Below are 19,407 nucleotides of genomic sequence, written 5' to 3'. Positions count from 1 at the left end.
GCAGCCTACCCGGCTATCGGCGATGGTAGGTTACCTAACTGGCGTAACCGATACGTCAGTTAGATCAGAAAGGCTCGCTGGTGAGCGTCAGCATCGGCAACATCTGCATCGACACGAACGACCTGACCGGCAGCACCGCCTTCTGGCAGGCGGTCACGGGGTACCACGTCGCGTCCTCGGACGAAGGCACCACCTACCTGGAGGACGCGAACAAGAGCGGCGTCGGCCTGTCCCTGCAGGCCGTGCCCGAAGGCCGGGAGGGCAAGAACCGGCTGCACCTGGACCTGTTCACCGACGACCTGGCAGGCGAGGTGGACCGGATCCGGGCCCTCGGCGCGACCGAGGTGGCGCGCTTCGACGGCTGGGTCGTGCTGGCCGACCCCGAGGGCAACCAGTTCTGCGTCGTCGCCGCATAGGCATCCCATCCCCACTACAGAAGAGACAGACATGGCCTCCGTGCAGAAGGAAATCATCATCGACGCCGGCCCCGCGGCCGTGTGGGAGATCATCAGTGACTTCACAGACGGGCCCGTCCGGATGGCGCCGGGCTTCGTCACCGACAGCCGGCTCGACGAACACGAACCGGACGTCAGGGTCGTCACGTTCGCCGACGGAACGGTGCTGCGGGAGCGGCTCATCGCGCTCGACGAGGAGCCGCGCCGGCTCGTCTTCTCGGTCATCGGCGGCACCATGCAGCCGGACCACGACAACGCCTCGATGCAGGTCGTCCCGCACGAGGACGGCGGCAGCCGGTTCGTCTGGATTCACGACGTGCGACCGGACGACCTCGCCATCGCGATGGGCGCCGGAATGGACCACGGCCTGAGCGTCTTCAAGCAGACGGTGGAGTCCGCCGGCGAGCGCCTCGGCTAGGTGTACTGATCGGGAACGTTGATCAACCGTGAGAAGGCGGCCGGTTGGCGCACGCGGTGTGGGCCGGTGGTGGTTGTAGTCGTGCAGCCAGTCCGGAAGCGCGTCTCGGCGTTCGGTCTCTGAGGCGTAGCAGCGGGCGTAGGCCCATCCGTCGGCCATGGTGCGGTGGAAACGCTCGACCTTTCCGTTGGCCTGGGGCCGGTACGGCCGGGTGTACTTCGGTCGGATCGACAGCGCCTCGCAGGTGTCCCGCCATAGGTGGGACCGGTAGGCGCTGCCGTTGTCGGACAGGACGTGCTCGATGGTGACGCCGCGCTGGGCGAACCAGTCGACGGCTCGGTGCAGCACGCCGGCAGCAGTGATGGCGGGTTCATCGTCGTGGACCTCGGTGTACGCGAAGCGGGAGTAGTCGTCGAGGACGGTGTGGACGTAGGCGTAGCCGAGCTTTGGGCCACCGTACTGGTTGCGTGGCTTGTCGGGGGTGCCGGCTCGGTTGCGGTCGCCTTGGCGGCGGCCGACGTAGCGCCAGCCGCCGCCGTCGGGGATGTTCCCAAGCTTCTTCACGTCGACGTGTACGAGCCATCCTGGGTGTGGGCGATCGTAGCGTCAGGTCGAGGGGGCCGCCAATGGTGGCGGACCCCTCGGTGCGGTGATGTGGGTGCGATCAGTGGTTTCGCGCGCTCAGGCGCGTCGCAAGGGTGGTGATGAAGGTGGCGATCTCGTCGGGATTCTCTTCGGCCATGAAGTGCCCGGACGTGGTCGGCTGGTAGGTCAGGTCCGGCGCCCAGGCCCGCCACAGCGATGCGGCGTCGAAGCCAAGCTGGGAGCCCCAGTCCTGTGAGATGACGCCCACCGGCATCGCGAGCTGCGCGCCACGCTCACGGTTGGCTTGATCCATCTCCAGATCGATGCTCGCGGTGGCCCGGTAGTCGGCCACGATGGAGTCGATCGCGGCGACCGAGCTGTCGATGTAGTAGGCGCGCTCCTCATGGGTGAAAGTCGTGCCGGCGTGGTCCCATGCGTCCAGGAAGGAGCCGAAGAACTCCGGAGCGACTGCGCGGATCATCTTCTCGGGAAGCCCGATGGGCTGAGCCATCAGGTACAGGTGCCAGGCGACTTTGGCGTCGACTCCCTGCAGAACGGCCCACGTGTCGAGGGTGGGCAGGACGTCGAGGATCCCCAGGTAGTCCACGACGGCGGGGTGGTCCAAGCCTGCGCGGACGGCGACCAGTGCACCGCGGTCGTGCCCGACGAGCCCGAAGTGGTCCACGCCGAGGGCGGACGCGACCGTCACGATGTCCTGAGCCATCGTGCGCTTGGAGTACGTGGCGGGGTCACTCCCGTCCGGCTTGTCGCTGTCGCCGTATCCGCGCAGGTCAGGGACGATAACCGTGTGGTCGTCGGCGAGCCTCGCCGCGACGTGGCGCCACATGTAGTGAGTCTGCGGGAACCCATGCAGGAGGACCACGGCCGGCCCGCTCCCGCCGACGGCGACGTTGAGGTTGACGCCGTTGGTGCCGGGGATGGCCTGGTAGTCGAAGCCGTTGATCGTCAGTCGGCTGGTCATGCGTTCTCCTTCGCGTCATGCGCGGCGGTCTCATGGGCGGTGGGGGCCGGGTGGCCGGAGAAGATCCCGGCGGGCAGGGGGGCCCGCCCGGACGATGCCTTCAGGGCTGGGATGACGATGGTGTCGACGAGTGCGGACAGGTACTCCTCGTCGACTGGGAGGTCGTTGACCCGTCGCAGCAGGAGGGCGGCACCGACCACCTCCTCGAATGCGAAAGGGTCCGCGCCGTCGGGCAGCTCGCCGCGTGCGATCGCGGCGTCCATGACCTGTCGCGGCAACCGAGCTCCTGTCGGGCCGACGGCGTTCTCGATGGCCTCGCACAGGTCCGGATCCTCCAGACCCGCCTGCAAGAGCAGCATCGCGGTCTGACTGTCCGCAGCGCGCATGGTCTGGTCCAAGCGCCGGCACAGGCTCAACACGTCCCCGCGCAGGCTGCCCGTGGCGATCGGCTCGCCGGCCCCGCGCTGTGCGGGCCCAGCCTTGACCGCAGCGATCACCATCTCCCGCTTGGACCCCCACCGTCGATACAGGCTCGCCTTGGATGTCTGGCACCGTCGGGCGACCTCCTCGAAGGACACCCCCTCGTAACCGGACTCCGCCAGCACCTCCAGTACGACAGCAGTGATCCGCTGATCCAGAGCTGCATCACGGGGGCGGCCGCGCGCCGCCCCCTCAACACTATTTCGATACGTCACGCACCGTATCGTAATACAAGGGGCTGAACTCCATCAATCAACGTCTCCGGTCAGTACAGCTAGGCCGGCGTGAGGACTGTGACCAGCCGCGTGACCGGACGGGGCGCTCACCCGGTTGGATCACCGGGTGCGGATGAGGTGGTCGCGCGGAGGTATCGGTGGGCGAGCCGGCGCAGATGCGTGAGGAGTTCCGGCGGGCCGGTGACGTCGAAGTCCGCGTCGAGCAGGCCCAAGTGGACGGCGAGGGTCTCGATCGTGTCGGCGCCGGTGTGCAGGACGCAGGTACGGTCGTCGAGGCGTTCGACCGTACCGGCCGCCGGGCCGATCCGATCGGCGATGACCTCGGCCGGCGCGTGCACGGTGACCTGCGCCCGATGGCGCCAGGCGGCGGCGGAAACCCGGCCTGACACGTACGCGGCGACGTCGTGGTCGGGCAGGTCCCGTGGGGTGAAGCGGGGGCCGGTCGGAGTGCGGGGCCGGATCCGGTCGACCCGGAAGGTGCGCCAGTCGTCTCGCTCGACGTCCCAGGCCAGCAGGTACCAGCGGCGGCCCCAGATGACGAGCCGGTACGGCTCGACAGTGCGCACGGCGGCCGCACCGGCGTGGTCGTGGTAGTCGAAGCGGAGCCGTTCCCGGTCGCGACAGACCGCGCTCAGCGTGGTCAGGACCGCCGGGTCGACGCTGTGGCCGGCATCGTCGCGGGGTACCGGCACCGTGTAGGCCCCCAGGGTGTTGACCCGGCGCCGCAGCCGCGACGGCAGCACCTGCTCCAGCTTCGCCAGCGCCCGCGACGACGCTTCCTCGATCCCCGCGATGGCGCCACCGGTCGCGGTCCGCAGGCCGACCGTGACAGCGACCGCCTCCTCGTCGTCGAGCAGCAACGGCGGCAGCACGGCACCGGCACCGAGCCGGTAGCCGCCGGCGGAACCGCGGGTGGCCGGCACCGGGTAGCCGAGGTTGCGCAGGCGCTCCACATCGGCCCGTACGGTCCGCCCGCTCACGCCGAGGCGTTCGGCGAGTTCGGCGCCGGTCCACTCGCGCGGGGTTTGCAGGAGGGAGAGCAGCCGCAGGAGGCGGGCCGAGGTGTCCAACATTCATCAAGCCTGCCGGACCATTAGGAGCGGTATCTTCCTAATGGTCCGGCAGGGTGGATGCCATGACCGAGCTCGACACGGCCGAGATCCGTGATTTCCGTATCGATATCCCGCAGGCCGACCTGGACGACCTGGCCGAGCGCCTGGCCCGGGTCCGCTGGACCGACGAGCTACATGGCGCCGGCCACGAGTACGGCGTGCCTCTGCAGTACGTGCGGAGCCTGGTGCAGCGGTGGCGTGACGGCTACGACTGGCGCGCGTGGGAGGCGAAGCTCAACGCCCACCCGCAGTTCACCACCACCATCGACGGGCAGAATGTGCACTTCCTGCACGTCCGCTCACCCGAGCCGGACGCCACGCCGCTGCTGCTCACGCACGGCTGGCCGACCACCGTCGTGGAATACCTCGATGTCATCGGCCCGCTGAGCGACCCGCTAGCCCACGGCGGCGACCCGGCTGACGCCTTCCACCTGGTCATCCCGTCCATCCCCGGGTTCGGCTTCTCCGGACCCACGACCGAGCGGGGCTGGAGTCGGTACCGGATCGCCAGAGCGTGGGCCGAGCTGATGCGCCGTCTCGGCTACGCGCGCTACGGCGCGCACGGCAATGACTGCGGCTCACACATCTCACCCGAGGTCGGTCGCTGCGATCCCGAGCACGTCGTCGGCGTGCACGTCACCCAGATCTTCTCCTTCCCCTCCGGCGACCCGGCCGAGCCGGCCGGCCTGTCCGGGGAGGACCAGAAGAAGGTCGAGTTCCTGCGGTGGTGGACCGACAACAGCGGCGCCTACGACAAGCTGCAGTCCACCGCGCCGCAGACCCTGGCGCACGCGCTGGCCGACTCGCCGGTGGGGCAGCTGGGCTGGAACGCGCAGCTGCTCGGCCCGAACCTCGACGCGGACTACGTGCTGACCAACACCATGATCTACTGGCTCACCAACACCGCCGCGTCGGCCGCGCGCCTGTATTACGAGGACTTCCACGCGGAGGACAACGCGACGGAACCCACTACCGTGCCGCTCGGACTGGCGAACTTCGCCTGGGACTTCCAGTCGATCCGCCCGTTCGCCGAACGCGACCACAAGAACGTCGTGTCCTGGAACGTCTACGACACGGGCAGCCACTTCGCCGCGCACGACGCCCCGGAGCTGCTGATCGACGACATCCGCGGCTTCTTTCGCCGGCTGCGCTGAACCGTGCCGAGCAGAGTGCGCGGCGGGCATTCGCCACGCGCACCCCTGGTTCGAACCTTCGGGAGTACCGCCATGCAGACCCTGACCCGCCGCGCCCTCAACCGCGCCACCCTCGATCGGCAGCTGCTCCTGCGCCGCGCCGACCTCACCCCGCTGCAGGCCATCGAACACCTGGTGGGCCTGCAGGCGCAGACCCCGCACACCTGGTACATGGGACTGTGGAGCCGGCTCACCGCGTGCCGGCCCGAGGAGATCGCGGCGTTGCTCACCCAGCGCCAGGCCGTGCGGATCGCCCTCATGCGCTCGACGATCCACCTCGTCAGCACGGCCGACGCGCTCGCGCTGCGCCCACTCGTGCAACCGGTGCTGGACCGCGACCTGTTCGCCAACCACACCCACGGCCGGTCTATGCGCGACCTGGACACCGATGAGGTGGTGGCCGCAGGCCGGAAACTGCTCGACGAGAAGCCCCGGGCCCCGGGCGAGCTCGGTCGGCTGCTAACCCAGCGGTGGCCGGACCGCAACCCGGCCAGCCTCGCCTACGCGGTGCGCAACCTCCTGCCGGTCGTCCAGACCCCGCCCCGCGGGGTGTGGGGCTCCGGCGGCCGGACCGTCCACGTTCCTCTCGAGTCGTGGGCAGGCGCGCCGCTGCGCACCGACCACACGATCGACCAGATGGTTCTGCGCTACCTGGCCGCGTTCGGCCCGGCGACCGTACGCGACGTGCAGACCTGGTGCGGCCTGACCCGGCTGGCGGAGGTGCTCGACCGGCTCCGGCCCCGCCTGGCCACGTTCCGCGACGAGAACGGCGCGGAACTGTTCGACCTGCCCGACGCGCCCCGGCCCGATCCGCAGGTCAGTGCGCCCGCCCGGTTCCTGTACGACTTCGACAACCTGCTGCTGTCACACCACGACCGCACCAGGGTGATCACGGGCGGCCGCCTCCAGCAGAACTTCAAACCGCACGGACCCGTCCCTCGCCTGGTGCTTCTCGACGGCTTCACGGCAGGGACCTGGACGTTCGCCACCGCACACGGCACGGCGACACTGACCGTGCACCCGTTCGCACCGTTGTCCGCGCCCGATCGCGACGCGTTGACCGTCGAGGGCGGCGGCCTGCTGGACTTCCTCGCTGCCAAAGCGTCACACGACATCCGCTTCACCGCCCCAGGTCACCGAGACCACAGCGATCCCGGCAACGGGTAGCCGGAGGAGTCCTCGCTGCCGCGGAGCTCGCTCCCATTGCCATGACTCTTGCTCCGCTGCGTCCAGGACACATCGGCAGCTACTGAGCCCACCACTCGGGTCGGCGCGACCAGCCCCAAAGTAGCTCTGTGTAATCATCGCTTCCTTACGGAGGAGCTGGACTCGAAGCTGCTGATTCGTCGCCGCTGTTTCGAGTGCGTTGGATGATGGTGTGTTCGAGGCCGTCGAGGAGGGTGTGCAGGCCGAACTCCTGGGTCGTGGTGGCCGAGGGGATGGCCATGGTGGTGGCCAGCAGCGGGAAACGGTCGGCGTTGCGGAGTAGCAGGTCGCGCATGATGGGGGCGGCGCTGCCGTCCGTCCAGGTCTGAGTGCCTTGGGTGGCGGCTGGGTGGGTGGCGCGGATGTGGTGGGAGACCAGCATGACCGCGTCCAGCCGTTCGCGTTCGGTCAGGGGCGTGTCGGCCAGAGCGCTGAGGGCTCTTTCGGGCCATCCAGTTTCGCATGGACCCATGACGCGGTCGCCCACGGTGATCGACGGCAGCCAGGGGTGGCGTCGCCAGGCGGCGGACAGTTGGCGGGCGTACTCTTCCAGCTTGGTCCGCCAGCTGGTCACGCCACTCAAGTCGGGGGGTGTGCCGACCGCCGCCTCGATCATGATTGCACTCAGCTCAGATTTGCCGTTGACATAGCGGTACAGGGCCATTTTGGTGAGGCCGAGCTCGGCGGCTACCCGATGCATCGAGACCGCCTCCAGCCCCTCGGTATCGGCGACCTTGACAGCGGCGTCGGCCACCTGGGCGAGGTCGAAGGCGGGCCTGGGGCCCCTGGTGCGCGGCTTTCGCAGGCCCCACAACAGTTCGGCCAGTGCCATCGGATCCTCGTTAGCCGACATCGCAACCTCCCACCTGCCCACCCTAAAAACTGTATCTATGATACACAGTGTCATGGAGACACAGTTAGTCCTCGAACCCGGGAGCAGGCGGCGTGGCTGAGGAGTTGCACCGTCGCAGACAAGGAGTGGGCTATGTCCAAATCAGTGCTCGACATGTCAATGTCGCTCGACGGGTACGTCGCCGATCCCAACGACTATCTCGGTGGCGACGATGGCGAGCGGCTGCACAAGTGGGCTGACGCGGGCCCGCAGACCGGTCCGTCGTCCGGGCCGATCCAGCAGTTCCAAGGCGAATGGAAGGCGGCCGGTGCGGTCCTCGCAGGGCGGCGGACCGCCGAACTCATGGATCACTGGGGAGGCGATCACGACGGTCTCCCGATCTTCGTCCCCAGTCACCGGCCGCCCAGCCCGGCCGCCCGTTGGGGTCATCCGCTGGTGACATATGTGAACGACGGGATCGAAAGCGCGATGGCGCAGGCGAAGGCCGCCGCCGGGGGCCGGGACGTCCAGGTGCGTGGCGGCGCCTACACGGTGCAACAGGCACTCGAGGCCGGGGTACTGGATGAGGTGCAGATCCATCACATCCCGGTGCTGCTGGGCGCCGGCCGCCGGCTGTTCGACGTCTTGCCGTCGGAGATCGAACTGGAGATCGTTCAGGTGATCGACACACCGGAGGCCACCCACATCCGCTACCGCATCCGCCGCTGAGCCGATCGGTCACCGACCCAGGCCAGCGCTGAGGCCAGCGGCGCTCCACCTCTCCTTTCCGGAGTCCTTGAGATAGCCGCCCAGCACGCCGAGGTCGAAGCCGTTGACCGAGGGGGCCAGCACCTGGACCAGCACCTCGCCGGGACCGGGCTCGGGCACGGGCAGGTCGGTGGCCTCCAGGTCAGCGCCGAAGTCGGTGAAAGCCATGGCACGCATGATGATCACTCCATTTCCGTAGCAGATGATGCGGCCGCCTGCCGCCAGGAGGCGCGCAGGACGGCAAGGGCGACGGCCAGTTCGGCCTCGTCGCGGGGGGCATAAAGCATCACGATCGTGTCGGGCCACTCGGGGCGCCGGCTGATCGGATGCGGCTCGATCCACCCTGCCCGCTCCAGCGGCGCTATCAGCGGCTCGGGCACAGTGAGATGGAGGAAACCCGAGCGGTGGATGTGCCCGAATTCGTCGCGGCTGGGGTGCAGGAACGCCGCCCACGGCCCGGCGGGCTCGTGCAGCCTCAGCGCCAGCGAGGCGGGCTCGGACACCTGGCTGGGGCCGGTGAACACGCCCGCCAGCGCCTGCGCGTCCGCCACCAGAGCGGCCCTGATGTGCGGTGGGGAGAACTGGTCGAGCTGGTCATGCGGGATCTCCAGGCCCGTGGTCCGAACCTGCTCGGCGGTGGGCCCAAGCGCTACTCCGAACTGCAGCGCGCCATCGAGGGCATCTCACAGCGGATGCTCACCCTCACCCTGCGCAGCCTGGAGCGCGATGGCCTGGTGGAACGCACCGTCACCCCTACCTCGCCGCCGCGGGTCGACTACGCCCTGACCCCGGTCGGGCAGACGCTCTCGGCTCAGGTCGCCGGGCTCATCGCATGGGCCGAGCAGCACCGCGCATATGTGGCCGCCGCCCGCCTGTGCTACGACGCGTCGTGACCGGCCAGGCCGGTATCGGCCCCCGGCAAGCCTGCAGTCCCCAGGAGTGCGGCGTCCGGTTGACTCCGAGTCTTCCGTGACGGCTCACGGAGCCGCAGCCCCCTCTGAACAAGGTCCTAAACGCGCCCCAGCTATGTACGTCTATCCGTACATGGCTCTGCAGGTGGAGGCGTACGCCGACACGCGGTCAGGAGCGCCGTCGCATCGCTGGGTGGCGCGTTAGCCGACGCCGTCAGGCAGAGCCATTGCCGGTCGGGCCGGTGGGTTCGGCCGGCCGCAGCGGCCGAGTGCTTGCGGTGTCAGGACGGAGCCGGGAAGGCCCTGCGCCAGGAGCCGCCCTCCGCCGAGGAGGAGACAGTGGTCGGCACGCATGGCCAGGTCCAGGTCGTGGGTGGCATGGACGACCGTGACGCCCCGCGTCTTCTCGCGGGCGAGAGCCGCGATGATGTGCTGCCTGGCGCCGGCATCCAGCCCGGTCGTGGGCTCGTCCAGCAGGAGCAGGTCAGACTCCTGCGCGAGCCCTTGAGCGACGAGGACGCGCTGGCGCTGTCCTCCTGACAGCGTGCCCAGGCGGTGCGGGGCCAGGTCGGAGACGTCCAGCATGGCCATGCAGGCGTCGACGATCGCCCAGTCGTGTGGCTTCAGCCGCCGCCACGGACCTCGCTGGGCCCAGCGCCCCATCGCCACCGTGTCCCGCGCCGTGATCGGCAGGGAATCGGAGACGGCGTCACGCTGGACCACGAAGCCGGGGCGGCCGGTGCTCGGGTACTCGACCGTGCCGCCTGACGGGCGTACGGTCCGGGCGAGCACGCCGAGCAGCGTCGACTTGCCGGACCCGTTCGGTCCGACGACAGCCGTCACGCCGGAGCGCGGCAACCTCGCTGAGAGCCCGTGCAGGACCGTCTTGCGGCCGTAGCCCGCCGTGACCTCGCGGATCACCACTCCGTCGACCGTCATGAGACCTCCAGTTGAAAGTGACAACGGTTTTCATTATAGAGTGCTGACTCATGGATTGGTTGATCGATCCCTTACAGGTGGGTTTTGTCCGGCAAGCGCTGTGGGCGGGCGTCCTGGTGTCGCTGCTCTGCGCGCTTGCCGGTTCCTGGGTGGTGCTGCGCGGCCTGGCCTTCCTGGGCGACGCGATGTCACACGGCATGCTCCCAGGAGTGGCGGTCGCGTCGATGGCAGGGGGGAACATCCTGCTCGGCGCGCTGCTGAGTGCGGGCGTGATGGCGTGCGGGGTGAGCCTGCTGGGCCGGTCGGGCCGGCTGTCGCAGGACACCAGCATCGGGTTGCTGTTCGCGGGGATGTTGTCACTGGGCGTGATCGTGATCTCGCACTCCCAGTCCTTCGCGGTGGACCTGACCGGATTCCTGTTCGGTGACGTGCTGGCGGTCAGGGGGCAGGATCTGGCGGGGCTGGGTGTCGCGCTCGCGGTGACGGCGCTGGTGGCGGTGCTCGGGCATCGGCTGTTCGTCGCGCTCGCCTTCGACGTACGCAAGGCACACACACTGGGCATGCGTCCCCGGCTGGCACACGTCCTGATGCTCGGCCTGGTCACGCTGGCGATCGTCGCCTCCTTCCACATCGTGGGGACGCTGCTGGTGTTCGGGCTGCTGATCGGGCCGGCGGCCGCCGCCGCGCTGTGGGCCCGGCGCATTTCGATGATCATGCTCGGAGCCGCGCTGCTCGGGATCGCATCGACCTTGATCGGGCTGGTGGTGTCATGGCACGCGGCCACGGCGGCAGGCGCCACGATCGCGGCCGTGGCCGTTGGCCTGTTCTTCCTGTCGGCGCTGGGCGATGGGCTGCGCCACCGGCTCTCCCGGAAGGCGGTAGAGGTGTGAGGTCGTGCAGAGTCGTGGCGCTCGCCCTCGTCGTCCTGCTCGGAGGGTGCGCTCAGGAGAGCGGCAACGGCGCGGCGCCGCGTGTGAGGGAAGAGGTTCCACACGGGTACGTCGAGGGCGCCGAGGAGATGCCCGAGCCGCAGTTCCGTCTCGTCCTGGCCGACGGGGAGACGGGCACGGTCCACGTGCTCGACCTGCTCACAGAGCAGACCACGGCGGTGGCCGACGTCGAGGACGTGCGCGGCGTCACCGGTGACGGCCGGTTCGCCTATCTCACCACCGGTGCGGACGGGCTGCGCGTGATCGACAGCGGAGCCTGGGCCGTCGATCACGGGGATCATCTCCACTACCTGACCGCGGCGCGCGATCTCGGTGCCGTCACCGGGCAACCTCCGTACGACGCCGCCGCCGACACGGCGACCAGCGCCGTCCGGGCCGGCGACGGCAGGATCACGCTGTTCGACCGCGCGCGTATGGAGAAGGGCGAGCTCGTAGAGACCGGGGCCATCGAGGATGCCGCCGCCGCCCTGCCATACCGGGGACATCTGCTGGTCGCCGAGGGCGGTGCCATACGGGTCGAAGGGGGCGCTGACGTCGGCGCCTGCATGGACGCGGCAGGTACGGCGGTGACGCGGCGGGGTGTGATCTTCGGGTGCGCCGACGGAGCCCTCCTGGTCACCGAGAAAGGCGGCGCGTTCGAGGGCGTGAAAATTCGATATCCGCGCAAGACGCCCGCGGGCGACCGGGCGACGGCGTTCCGGCACCGTTCGGGCAGCTCGACCCTGGCCGCCAAAGCCGGTGAGTCCGGGACGTGGGTGCTCGATGTCGCCGCCAGAACGTGGAAACTCCTGAAGACCGGCCCCGTGGTGGCGGTGAACGCCGTGGGCGAGGACGCGCCGGTCCTGTCCCTGACCGAAGACGGCGTCCTGCACGCTCACGATCCCGCCTCCGGCAAGGAGACCGCCAGCACGAAACTCCTGGCCGAACCGGCGACCGGCGCACCCGACATCCAGGTGGACACTGGCCGCGCCTACATCAACGACCCGGCCGGTAAGGCCGTGTACGAGATCGACTACAACGACGACCTCCGGCGGGCCCGCACGTTCAAGCCCGGCTTCACACCCACGTACATGACGGAGACCGGACGATGACCTCGCTGATGGCCCGGCTCATGACGGCGATCGCTTTCGTGACGATGGCCGGATGCGCGAGCACCGGCGAAAGTGCACCCAGAGTGGTCGTCACCACCAACATCCTCGGTGACGTCACGCAAACCATCATCGGTGACCAAGCCGAGGTCACCGTGCTGATGAAACCGGACTCAGACCCGCACTCCTTCGGCGTCTCCGCCCAGGAGGCCGCGCTGATCGAGGACGCCGACCTGATCGTCTACAACGGGCTCGGCCTGGAGGAAGGCGTGCTGCGCAACGTCGAGGCCGCCAAGCAGGCCGGCGTGCCCGCACTGGCCGTGGGGGAGGGCGTCGATCCGATCCGCTTCACCGCCGACGAGGCCGCGGGGCAACTCGATCCCCACTTCTGGACGGACCCAGGGCGCATGGCCAAGGCCGTGGACCTGATCGCGGAGCTGGTCGTCACGCACGTGGACGGCATCGACGCCGCCGCCGTCCGGACCGCCGCCGCGACCTATCGGGCCCAGGTCGAGCAGCTCGACTCCTGGGTCGGACAGCGGGTCGCCACCATCCCGCCCGAGTCCCGACGCCTGGTCACCAACCACCACGTCTTCGGCTACTTCGCCCAGCGGTACGGCTTCCAGGTCATCGGCGCCGTCATCCCCAGCGGCACCACCCTGGCCTCCCCCAGCGCCTCCGACCTGAAGTCGCTGACGGATGCGATCAAGTCGGCGAAGGTCAAAGCCGTCTTCGCCGACTCCTCCCAGCCCGACCGCCTCGCCCAGGTGCTCGCCTCGGAAGCCGGCGTGGACGTCAAAGTCGTCCCGCTGTTCTCCGAATCCCTGAGCCGCAGGTCACCGGGCGCGACCACATACCTCGACATGATCCGCAGCAACACCAAGGCCATGGCCGACGGCCTCAACGGCCGTTGACACCCTCCGGCTCAGAAAGGCACACGACACATGACCGTCCGATCCCGGACAACCGCACTGCTCGCAGCAGGCTTCCTCCTCACCGCCTGCGGAGCGCAAGAGCCCCCGGCGGCACCCGCGAGCGCCGAACCCCCACTCGCCACCTCCCAGAAAACGGTGACGGACCCCATCGTCATGACGTACGCCGGCGGCCTGTACGTCCTGGACGGGCAGACCCTGGAACTGGTCAAGGACATCCCCCTCGCCGGATACAACCGCGTCAACCCCGCCGGGGACGAACGGCACATCCTGGTCTCCACCTCGACCGGATTCCGCGTTCTGGACGCCGCCTCCGCCACGCTGAAGGAGGACGAGTTCAAGGGCGGCAAGCCGGGCCACGTGGTCAGGCACGCCGGAACCACCGTCCTGTTCTCCGACGGCACCGGCGAAGTCACCATGTTCGACCCCGATGACCTCGCCACAGGCATGCCGAAGGGTGAGACGTACAAGGCGGCCGCGCCGCATCACGGCGTCGCCATCGAACTCGAGAAAGGGGAACTGGTCGTCACCCTCGGCACCGAAGAGAAGCGCACTGGCATCGCCGTCCTCGGCAAAGACCGCAAGGAGATCACCCGCAACGAGGACTGCCCCGGCGTGCATGGCGAGGCCACCGCCCAGGGCGAGGCCGTCGTGATCGGCTGCGAGAACGGCGTTCTGCTCTACAAGGACGGCAAGATCAGCAAGATCGACAGCGCGAACGAGTACGGGCGCATCGGAAACCAGTCCGGTTCGGACCTTTCACCGATCGTCCTGGGCGACTACAAGAAGGACCCCGACGCCGAGCTGGAACGCCCCACCCGGATCTCCCTCATCGACACCGAGACCGGCAAGCTGAACCTGGTCGACCTGGGCACAAGCTACACCTTCCGCTCGTTGGCCCGCGGCCCTCAGGGCGAGGCTCTGGTTCTCGGCACCGACGGCGCCGTCCACGTCATCGACCCGGCCTCGGCGAAAGTCATCAGAACCATCAAGGTCCTGGACGAGTGGAAGGAGCCCCTGGAGTGGCAGCAGCCCCGGCCGAACATCTTTGCCCGTGACAAGGTCGTCTATGTGAGCGACCCGGCGGGCAAGCGGGTGCACGCGATCGACTTCACGTCCGGGAAGGTCACCAAGACCACCCCCTTGCCCCAGCCCCCGAACGAACTCACCGGCACCGCCGACTGACAGCCTTGACGGCCATCTGGGCGTTGATGGGCAGCGCCCGGCTCCGCCCGTGGTGGCCGTCGTTATCTAGGGTTACTCTTTGTAGTCAGGCCATGTCAGCCAAGTAAGGTGGGCGCCTACTCGCCTGACGGATATCCAGGGTCTTTAGGCATGTCAGCCATGTCAGGGCCTGCCTCGCTGCTACCGGTCTGGGCGTGGTTGGCCGGCTCCGGGCCGCTCAGCTTCGGAGAGTCCTCACGTTGCAGACCCGTCCATCCCTGGTGGTGCGGGTCAGGTTCGGCGGGGGTGGTCTTGAACGAGTACTCGGCTCGGGATAGGACAGCCGCCCCCGTCCGGTGGTGTGAGTCGCTGCCGGCTGTGGCCGACGCTCGGCCGACCGACCGAGCTGCGTCTGTCGCATTCGCGGGGATGTGCTCGCGGAATCACCAGGTCACCGGCAGGGCGTCGAGGCCCGAACACGACGGCGTCGTAGCCGGCCGACAGGTCACGGCGTTGCCCGATTCGCCGGTCATAATCCGCCACCTGACCCCTCACCGCCGCCGCACTGCTCCTGGCCGCAGGCCCCGCCGCCGCGCAGCACACGAGCCCGCCGAGCATGGCCCCAGAGGGGGAGGTGACCGCCTCAGATCATGTGTTCTGCTGTGGTTTAGTTGTCGGATGACCGCATCAGGCAGATGGACACGCTCGCTGGCGCCGCTCACCGCCACTGTGCTGATCGCCGCCGCCTGCTCCTCTGACGGTCCACACAAGCTCACCTTCGATGTCACGGGCGAAGGAAGTTTCGCCATCACGTACGTCATTAACGGCCGCTCCACGACCGAGCCCCAGGTGAGGCCCCCCTGGAGGAAGGACATCACCCTCGCCGGAGAGGGTGAGGACACCTGGAGCCTTTCCATACGGCACCTGGGCGCCGGCTCGGTGAGTGCCGTTGCCTACGTTGACGGCCAGTTCATCACTCAGACCTCAGGCTCAGGATCAAGCGGCGGCGGCACCAGTAGCCTTAGCGGCTCCGTCGGCTGAACTACCCTCCCGAACCCACTGGACGCTGACGTCCTTGATAGGCCCTCAGAACGCGCAGAACTCACCCTGAGTGGACCTTGATTCGCTGGTCAACCGCTTCTTCACGCGCTCATACCTTCGCGCCGGCTCGTCCGAAAGTTCATTTCTTCTGAAGGCTCCTCAGTTTGAACTGTCGGGTATTCGTTCGTTCCTAATGTGGCTTCTTCTGTCGGTTGCATTGTTGAAGTTGTCGGTGTCCGTGTCGCTGTCCAGGTTCGGTCGCGGATTCCGCCTCGTCTTTGATCTTCTCGGCGCGAAGGTGGCCTCACACCGTGGACAATCGGAGCATGGGAGACCCAATCGAGATCGTGGATCATGACCCGGCGTGGCAGGTGGAGTTCGCCGCGATCGGGACAGCGTTGCGCGGGGCGCTCGGTGACGTCGCACGGCGGGTCGATCACATCGGCTCGACGTCGGTGCCCGGCCTGGCCGCCAAGCCGGTTATCGACATCCAAATCTCGGTACGCTCACTGGAGCCGCTGGCCGCCTACAAGGCACCGCTGGAGCGACTCGGCTTGGTGCATCGAGCGAACAACCCGGAGTTGACCAAGCGATACTTCCGGGAGGCGCCAGGCAGCTGCCGTACCCATATTCACGTGCGTGAGCTCGGCAGTTTCTCCCAGCAGCTGCCCCTGCTGTTCCGCGACTACTTGCGCGCCCACCCCGCCGCCGCAGCCGAGTTCGCGCAGGCGAAGCGACGATGCGCGAACCAGTTCCGCGACGACCGGCAACAATACGTCTCTGCTAAGGAGCCCTTCGTCTGGGACATCGTGCGGCGCGCCAAGCGCGTCCGGGCCCCGGTTGAGCGACTCCTCCAGAACGCGGTCGGCGCGTAGATCGTCAAGCCGGACCTGGTGCCGGACAAGCAGGTGTTGCTTGAGGTAGTAGGTGCTGACGGGCTCGACTCCGGCAGCGGTGATCCGGGAGAGCAGGACGTGCGGGTTGTGTGCGGCCAGCACCGGCGACGCTCGGCGAGGTAGTCGCGCAGGGCGTCGTGGGTCAGCTCGTCGAGGGGGCGGGCGAGGCCGTTGAGGATGATCCGCCGGTTGGGCAGGTCGATGTCGTTGAGGGTGAGCAGGCGGAACGCCTGAGGGCGAGAGGCATGGATCGCGGCCAGGGCGACGATTGGGTGCGAGCGTCTCCGGCATGCAGCCATCTCAGCCAGTCGAGCTGGGCGTAGGTGACCGGTTCGTCAGTGGGATGCCCGGCCAGCAGTAGGACCAGGGGCCGTTCGACGGCGGCGAGGACATCGCGCGACCAGCCGCGTTCCTCGCGCATCTGCGCAGCTCGCTGACGTGCCTGGGGGGTCACGAGCGTGTCCGGCCCGGGACGAAGTGATGGGTTGGAAGATCGCTTCTCAGAATGAAAGTGATCGTTTCCCAGGTTGGAAGGCGTCGAACCGACCAGGGGACTCGAGCGACAGGCATTACAGCATGCCCAGCAGAATGGGGGCGGCGTTCATGGCACCGTGGACAATGAGGATAGGCCACATCAGTCGGTATCGACTCCACAGATAGCCGAGGAACAACCCCTGCACTCCTTGATTGACGAAGGCCAAGGAGAGGTCTGTGGGAAGGTGTCCCATGCCTTGAATGCCGACATGCCAGGCCGCCCAGAGCAGGGAAGTCAGCACGATGGCGGGCCAGCGGCCGATGATGTGCTCCCATCGGGTCTGAAGCCAGCGCCGGTAGAAGATCTCTTCGAGCAGGCTGTTGACGCTGAACACCACGACGATGGTGAGCACCAGCGTGACGGAATCGACTCTCGCCGCGTAGTCGCTGGACGGCACGGCCAGCGGACCTGTGTAGGTGAGAGCGAGCCAGGCGGCAACCGGTGCGATGGGGCCGTAGTGACACCAGGCCGCGGGCCGCTCATGAATTTGGCTGCGATCCGCGGAATCGCGCCGTAGCAGCCAGAACAGCAGTGCGGGTACGGCAAGCAGCAGGATGAGCTTCAGCAGCGTGTGGGCAGGTTCACCGCCGCCTGACAACCATAACCCCGCGGCGAAGAGTACGGCTGAGGCCAAGAGGAGGATGGCCTGGAGGTGAAGGCCGCCGCGTGCCGGTGCGGTGCCGGCGGAAGTCGTCTTGGGGGGCAGCAGCCGTATGAGGACCAGTCCGGTGAGGGCCGGGATCCAGCGGTGCCACATGGGCACGGTGTCGGTGTGGTCGGCCGAATAGTGGATGTCGGCGTTGCCGTTCAGTGCCAGCCATAGTGCCGCTCCGGCGATCAGGGCCAGGCCGGCCGCCAGGATGCCCAGGCCCAGCGTCGGGTAATGCGGGGATTTCTGCCATGCTTTATTTCGCACGCCTGTACTTTATAGGAAACCGTACAGATGTGCTGTAATGGGAGGCATGCCGAAGATCGTGGACCACGAGCGGCGGCGCGAGGAACTCACCCGGATCGTGTGGGGCATCATCAGCCGGGATGGGATCGAAGGGGCCACGGTCCGCAAGGTCGCCGAGGCGGCAGGCGTCTCGGTCGGCGGGTTGCGCCACTATTTCGACAATCAGCGCGGCCTGCTCAGCTTCGCGGCGCAGGCGGTCGCCAGAAGCGTCGCCAAGCGCATCACCGGCCACCTTGATGCGAACCTGCCGGGCATGCAACGCGCCCAGCTCATCCTCGAAGAGCTTCTTCCCCTCGACGACAACCGCCGCGTTGAGGTGGACGTATGGCTGGCATGTCTGGTGCGCTCGCATGTGGATGAGTCCCTGGCGGAGCTGCGTGACGCGAGTTGGTCGGGGGAACGCCACATCTGCCGCCTGGCGGTCGCCTCTTGCCACGGCCTGCCGCTCCCCGATCGCGTGGGACAGGAGTTCGCCGACACCGGGCTGGAAGGTCAGGCCACGCGCCTCCACCTGTTCGTGGACGGCCTGACGCTCCAGACGACGACCTTCCCACAACACTTCACGCCTCAAGCCATGCGCCGGATCGTGCACGACGAACTGCGCCTCATTGAGGCGCAGTTCAAGTGACGGCCTGTGGCACGTCTACCGACTGCCCTCTCTGTCAGACTCTCGTGAGACCTTGGGGCGAAGTAGTCTTCTGTGACTCAAGTAGGGCGAGAACAGGATCTTTCAGACAGTGACTTTGACGGTGGCCGACCTTCGCGGGGATCTCGCCGATGATGGTGAGGTGGGCAAGGGTGACAGACCTCGATCGGATCGACCGAAGCGGCGCTCGTTCACGCCGGACTACAAGCTGGCGATGATCGAGGCCTACGACGCGGCGACCGAGCCGGGGGCCAAGGGTGCGTTGCTGCGCCGCGAGGGGCTGTATCACTCCCACATCATCGAGTGGCGCCAAGGCCCGTGATGCAGGGGCGCCCGCCGACGTCGAGTGCGCCTGGTGCCAGCCGAGCCCGTGGAAAAGTCTGACGCTGACGCTGGGAGCTGCTTCAAGGGGCTCTGCCTTGTTGCTTCGAGCACGCGAATCCGCCTCTTGCCGTCCCCGTCTGCTCCCGCGGGCAGCCACACGTTGATCACCTTCCCCCTGAACTGGAGATGCGGCGTGCAGGAGAGCGAGGAGCCATGAGAACTCGTGCAGCGAGTCGCCGCCCTGGACATCGGCAAGAGCACGTTGATGGCGTGTATCCGGGTCCCGCACGAAGACAAGCCCGGCCGCAGGCTGCAAGAGGTCGGCGAGTACGCCACCACCACCCGGTCATGAACGACGGCCCTACCCCAGGGCGAATGCCATCGGTTGAACGACCAGTGTTCCACGATGAGACGTCGGGTGAGGGGTAGGTTTCTCAGCCGCGTCTAACGCGATGCGAGTCCGATGATGCGCAGTGCGCCTCCGCCAACTTGAAGTAGCAGGTCAAAGCGCTGGTGTGACCGGCCTCCGGGGTGCTCACGCTGGTAGGGGGCGCATGCTTGAGGAGTAGATCGTCTGTTGGGCCAGTCCGCGCGATGAGGTACGCAGTTCGGTTGGGTGTGTCCGTTTCCTTGCGGCAGACCCGGTAGACGTACTGCCTGCCCGTGCCTGCGGCGCGCTCAGTTCACCGAGCCAGCATGAAAGCATGGCCCTGAACTTGCCGTCCCAGCCGTGGCCTTGCCTGTTACGAAGCCTGCGAG

General features: G+C 67.8%; 23 protein-coding genes and 1 pseudogene. 15 read left to right on the top strand and 9 right to left on the bottom strand.

Annotated features, from left to right (window positions below):
- The first annotated feature begins 80 nt into the window (after nt 1-80).
- Together AB0H88_RS41495 and AB0H88_RS41490 are read left to right on the top strand one after the other, a co-directional pair.
- Nucleotides 81-416, top strand: a complete 336-nt coding sequence (locus tag AB0H88_RS41495) for a VOC family protein (protein ID WP_357654085.1) — start codon at nt 81-83, stop codon at nt 414-416.
- A gap of 31 nt (nt 417-447) precedes the next feature.
- On the top strand, nt 448-873 hold the full coding sequence (locus AB0H88_RS41490) for an SRPBCC family protein (protein ID WP_357654084.1): 426 nt from the start codon (nt 448-450) through the stop codon (nt 871-873).
- Here the strand turns inward: AB0H88_RS41490 and AB0H88_RS41485 are convergent.
- The 4 genes and pseudogenes from AB0H88_RS41485 to AB0H88_RS41470 all read right to left on the bottom strand — a co-directional run.
- Nucleotides 870-1,479: pseudogene (locus AB0H88_RS41485) on the bottom strand (IS481 family transposase); the annotation flags it as partial. The gene AB0H88_RS41490 and the pseudogene AB0H88_RS41485 sit on opposite strands and share 4 nt — an antisense overlap.
- Before the next feature lie 58 nt (nt 1,480-1,537).
- Entirely contained in the window at nt 1,538-2,440 is a 903-nt protein-coding gene (locus AB0H88_RS41480) for an alpha/beta hydrolase (RefSeq protein ID WP_357654082.1), read from the bottom strand.
- Nucleotides 2,437-3,135, bottom strand: a complete 699-nt coding sequence (locus tag AB0H88_RS41475) for a TetR/AcrR family transcriptional regulator (protein WP_357654081.1) — start codon at nt 3,133-3,135, stop codon at nt 2,437-2,439. Before AB0H88_RS41475 ends, AB0H88_RS41480 begins: the two co-directional genes overlap by 4 nt.
- A 107-nt stretch (nt 3,136-3,242) precedes the next feature.
- Nucleotides 3,243-4,229, bottom strand: coding sequence for a YafY family protein (locus AB0H88_RS41470; protein ID WP_357654080.1), 987 nt, complete (start codon nt 4,227-4,229; stop codon nt 3,243-3,245).
- A 62-nt stretch (nt 4,230-4,291) separates the two neighbouring features.
- Here AB0H88_RS41470 and AB0H88_RS41465 point away from each other — a divergent pair, with 62 nt between their 5' ends.
- Both AB0H88_RS41465 and AB0H88_RS41460 read left to right on the top strand, forming a co-directional pair.
- Nucleotides 4,292-5,422, top strand: a complete 1,131-nt coding sequence (locus AB0H88_RS41465) for an epoxide hydrolase family protein (RefSeq protein ID WP_357654079.1) — start codon at nt 4,292-4,294, stop codon at nt 5,420-5,422.
- Nucleotides 5,423-5,494: 72 nt separating this feature from the next.
- On the top strand, nt 5,495-6,628 hold the full coding sequence (locus AB0H88_RS41460; protein ID WP_357654078.1) for a winged helix DNA-binding domain-containing protein: 1,134 nt from the start codon (nt 5,495-5,497) through the stop codon (nt 6,626-6,628).
- A 145-nt stretch (nt 6,629-6,773) separates the two neighbouring features.
- On the opposite strand, the gene AB0H88_RS41455 is transcribed toward AB0H88_RS41460, so the two are convergent.
- Nucleotides 6,774-7,520 carry a TetR/AcrR family transcriptional regulator gene (locus AB0H88_RS41455; protein ID WP_357654077.1) on the bottom strand — a complete coding sequence of 249 codons (747 nt, stop codon included), beginning with the start codon at nt 7,518-7,520 and terminating at the stop codon, nt 6,774-6,776.
- Between the two features lie 132 nt (nt 7,521-7,652).
- On the opposite strand from AB0H88_RS41455, the gene AB0H88_RS41450 reads away from it, so the two are divergent.
- Entirely contained in the window at nt 7,653-8,228 is a 576-nt protein-coding gene (locus AB0H88_RS41450; protein WP_357654075.1) for a dihydrofolate reductase family protein, read from the top strand.
- 9 nt (nt 8,229-8,237) lie between these two features.
- Here AB0H88_RS41450 and AB0H88_RS41445 read toward each other — a convergent pair whose 3' ends face one another.
- Complete coding sequence (locus AB0H88_RS41445) at nt 8,238-8,444, bottom strand: hypothetical protein (protein WP_357654074.1); 207 nt, start codon at nt 8,442-8,444, stop codon at nt 8,238-8,240.
- Nucleotides 8,445-8,449: 5 nt separating this feature from the next.
- Nucleotides 8,450-8,818: a luciferase family protein gene (locus AB0H88_RS41440; RefSeq protein ID WP_357654072.1), complete on the bottom strand. Its 369-nt coding sequence runs from the start codon at nt 8,816-8,818 to the stop codon at nt 8,450-8,452.
- 15 nt (nt 8,819-8,833) lie between these two features.
- Here AB0H88_RS41440 and AB0H88_RS41435 point away from each other — a divergent pair, with 15 nt between their 5' ends.
- Nucleotides 8,834-9,160, top strand: a complete 327-nt coding sequence (locus AB0H88_RS41435) for a helix-turn-helix domain-containing protein (protein ID WP_357654071.1) — start codon at nt 8,834-8,836, stop codon at nt 9,158-9,160.
- 219 nt (nt 9,161-9,379) lie between these two features.
- Here the strand turns inward: AB0H88_RS41435 and aztA are convergent, their stop codons facing one another.
- Nucleotides 9,380-10,117: a zinc ABC transporter ATP-binding protein AztA gene (gene aztA, locus AB0H88_RS41430; RefSeq protein WP_357654069.1), complete on the bottom strand. Its 738-nt coding sequence runs from the start codon at nt 10,115-10,117 to the stop codon at nt 9,380-9,382.
- A gap of 50 nt (nt 10,118-10,167) precedes the next feature.
- On the opposite strand from aztA, the gene aztB reads away from it, so the two are divergent.
- The 6 genes from aztB (at nt 10,168) to AB0H88_RS41400 (ending at nt 16,167) form a co-directional block, all read left to right on the top strand.
- Nucleotides 10,168-11,007 (top strand): zinc ABC transporter permease AztB, encoded by an 840-nt coding sequence (gene aztB, locus AB0H88_RS41425; protein WP_357654068.1) that lies wholly within the window; start codon nt 10,168-10,170, stop codon nt 11,005-11,007.
- A complete protein-coding gene (locus AB0H88_RS41420) occupies nt 11,004-12,158 on the top strand; it encodes a hypothetical protein (RefSeq protein WP_357654067.1) in 1,155 nt (384 codons plus the stop codon). The genes aztB and AB0H88_RS41420 overlap by 4 nt, the downstream gene beginning before the upstream one ends.
- A gap of 44 nt (nt 12,159-12,202) precedes the next feature.
- Nucleotides 12,203-13,069: a zinc ABC transporter substrate-binding protein AztC gene (aztC, locus tag AB0H88_RS41415; RefSeq protein WP_357654189.1), complete on the top strand. Its 867-nt coding sequence runs from the start codon at nt 12,203-12,205 to the stop codon at nt 13,067-13,069.
- 30 nt (nt 13,070-13,099) lie between these two features.
- Nucleotides 13,100-14,272 (top strand): zinc metallochaperone AztD, encoded by a 1,173-nt coding sequence (gene aztD / locus AB0H88_RS41410; protein WP_357654065.1) that lies wholly within the window; start codon nt 13,100-13,102, stop codon nt 14,270-14,272.
- A 657-nt stretch (nt 14,273-14,929) separates the two neighbouring features.
- The gene (locus AB0H88_RS41405) at nt 14,930-15,292 is read left to right on the top strand and encodes a hypothetical protein (protein WP_357654064.1); all 363 of its coding nucleotides are present in this window, start codon (nt 14,930-14,932) and stop codon (nt 15,290-15,292) included.
- Nucleotides 15,293-15,618: 326 nt separating this feature from the next.
- Nucleotides 15,619-16,167: a GrpB family protein gene (locus tag AB0H88_RS41400; protein ID WP_357654063.1), complete on the top strand. Its 549-nt coding sequence runs from the start codon at nt 15,619-15,621 to the stop codon at nt 16,165-16,167.
- Between the two features lie 590 nt (nt 16,168-16,757).
- On the opposite strand, the gene AB0H88_RS41395 is transcribed toward AB0H88_RS41400, so the two are convergent.
- Nucleotides 16,758-17,639 carry a type II CAAX endopeptidase family protein gene (locus AB0H88_RS41395; RefSeq protein ID WP_357654062.1) on the bottom strand — a complete coding sequence of 294 codons (882 nt, stop codon included), beginning with the start codon at nt 17,637-17,639 and terminating at the stop codon, nt 16,758-16,760.
- 58 nt (nt 17,640-17,697) lie between these two features.
- On the opposite strand from AB0H88_RS41395, the gene AB0H88_RS41390 reads away from it, so the two are divergent.
- From AB0H88_RS41390 to AB0H88_RS41380, 3 genes are all read left to right on the top strand, one after another.
- Nucleotides 17,698-18,306: a TetR family transcriptional regulator C-terminal domain-containing protein gene (locus AB0H88_RS41390; RefSeq protein WP_357654061.1), complete on the top strand. Its 609-nt coding sequence runs from the start codon at nt 17,698-17,700 to the stop codon at nt 18,304-18,306.
- Nucleotides 18,307-18,421: 115 nt separating this feature from the next.
- Nucleotides 18,422-18,646: a hypothetical protein gene (locus tag AB0H88_RS41385; protein WP_357654060.1), complete on the top strand. Its 225-nt coding sequence runs from the start codon at nt 18,422-18,424 to the stop codon at nt 18,644-18,646.
- Between the two features lie 225 nt (nt 18,647-18,871).
- Complete coding sequence (locus tag AB0H88_RS41380) at nt 18,872-19,000, top strand: hypothetical protein (RefSeq protein WP_357654059.1); 129 nt, start codon at nt 18,872-18,874, stop codon at nt 18,998-19,000.
- The last annotated feature ends 407 nt before the right edge of the window (nt 19,001-19,407 follow it).

The organism is Nonomuraea sp. NPDC050680 (assembly GCF_040654555.1).
In the GTDB taxonomy this organism is placed as follows: domain Bacteria; phylum Actinomycetota; class Actinomycetes; order Streptosporangiales; family Streptosporangiaceae; genus Nonomuraea.
This window is presented reverse-complemented; position numbering and strand designations above follow the sequence as displayed.

What these genes read in the sequence shown, in the direction of transcription:
- AB0H88_RS41490 (WP_357654084.1), top strand. Translation starts at nt 448, where the DNA reads ATGGCCTCCGTGCAGAAGGAAATCATCATCGACGCCGGCCCCGCGGCC.
- AB0H88_RS41480 (WP_357654082.1), bottom strand. Translation starts at nt 2,440, where the DNA reads ATGACCAGCCGACTGACGATCAACGGCTTCGACTACCAGGCCATCCCC.
- AB0H88_RS41470 (WP_357654080.1), bottom strand. Translation starts at nt 4,229, where the DNA reads ATGTTGGACACCTCGGCCCGCCTCCTGCGGCTGCTCTCCCTCCTGCAA.
- AB0H88_RS41465 (WP_357654079.1), top strand. Translation starts at nt 4,292, where the DNA reads ATGACCGAGCTCGACACGGCCGAGATCCGTGATTTCCGTATCGATATC.
- AB0H88_RS41460 (WP_357654078.1), top strand. Translation starts at nt 5,495, where the DNA reads ATGCAGACCCTGACCCGCCGCGCCCTCAACCGCGCCACCCTCGATCGG.
- AB0H88_RS41455 (WP_357654077.1), bottom strand. Translation starts at nt 7,520, where the DNA reads ATGTCGGCTAACGAGGATCCGATGGCACTGGCCGAACTGTTGTGGGGC.
- AB0H88_RS41450 (WP_357654075.1), top strand. Translation starts at nt 7,653, where the DNA reads ATGTCCAAATCAGTGCTCGACATGTCAATGTCGCTCGACGGGTACGTC.
- AB0H88_RS41445 (WP_357654074.1), bottom strand. Translation starts at nt 8,444, where the DNA reads ATGCGTGCCATGGCTTTCACCGACTTCGGCGCTGACCTGGAGGCCACC.
- aztA (WP_357654069.1), bottom strand. Translation starts at nt 10,117, where the DNA reads ATGACGGTCGACGGAGTGGTGATCCGCGAGGTCACGGCGGGCTACGGC.
- aztB (WP_357654068.1), top strand. Translation starts at nt 10,168, where the DNA reads ATGGATTGGTTGATCGATCCCTTACAGGTGGGTTTTGTCCGGCAAGCG.
- aztC (WP_357654189.1), top strand. Translation starts at nt 12,203, where the DNA reads ATGGCCGGATGCGCGAGCACCGGCGAAAGTGCACCCAGAGTGGTCGTC.
- aztD (WP_357654065.1), top strand. Translation starts at nt 13,100, where the DNA reads ATGACCGTCCGATCCCGGACAACCGCACTGCTCGCAGCAGGCTTCCTC.
- AB0H88_RS41405 (WP_357654064.1), top strand. Translation starts at nt 14,930, where the DNA reads ATGACCGCATCAGGCAGATGGACACGCTCGCTGGCGCCGCTCACCGCC.
- AB0H88_RS41400 (WP_357654063.1), top strand. Translation starts at nt 15,619, where the DNA reads ATGGGAGACCCAATCGAGATCGTGGATCATGACCCGGCGTGGCAGGTG.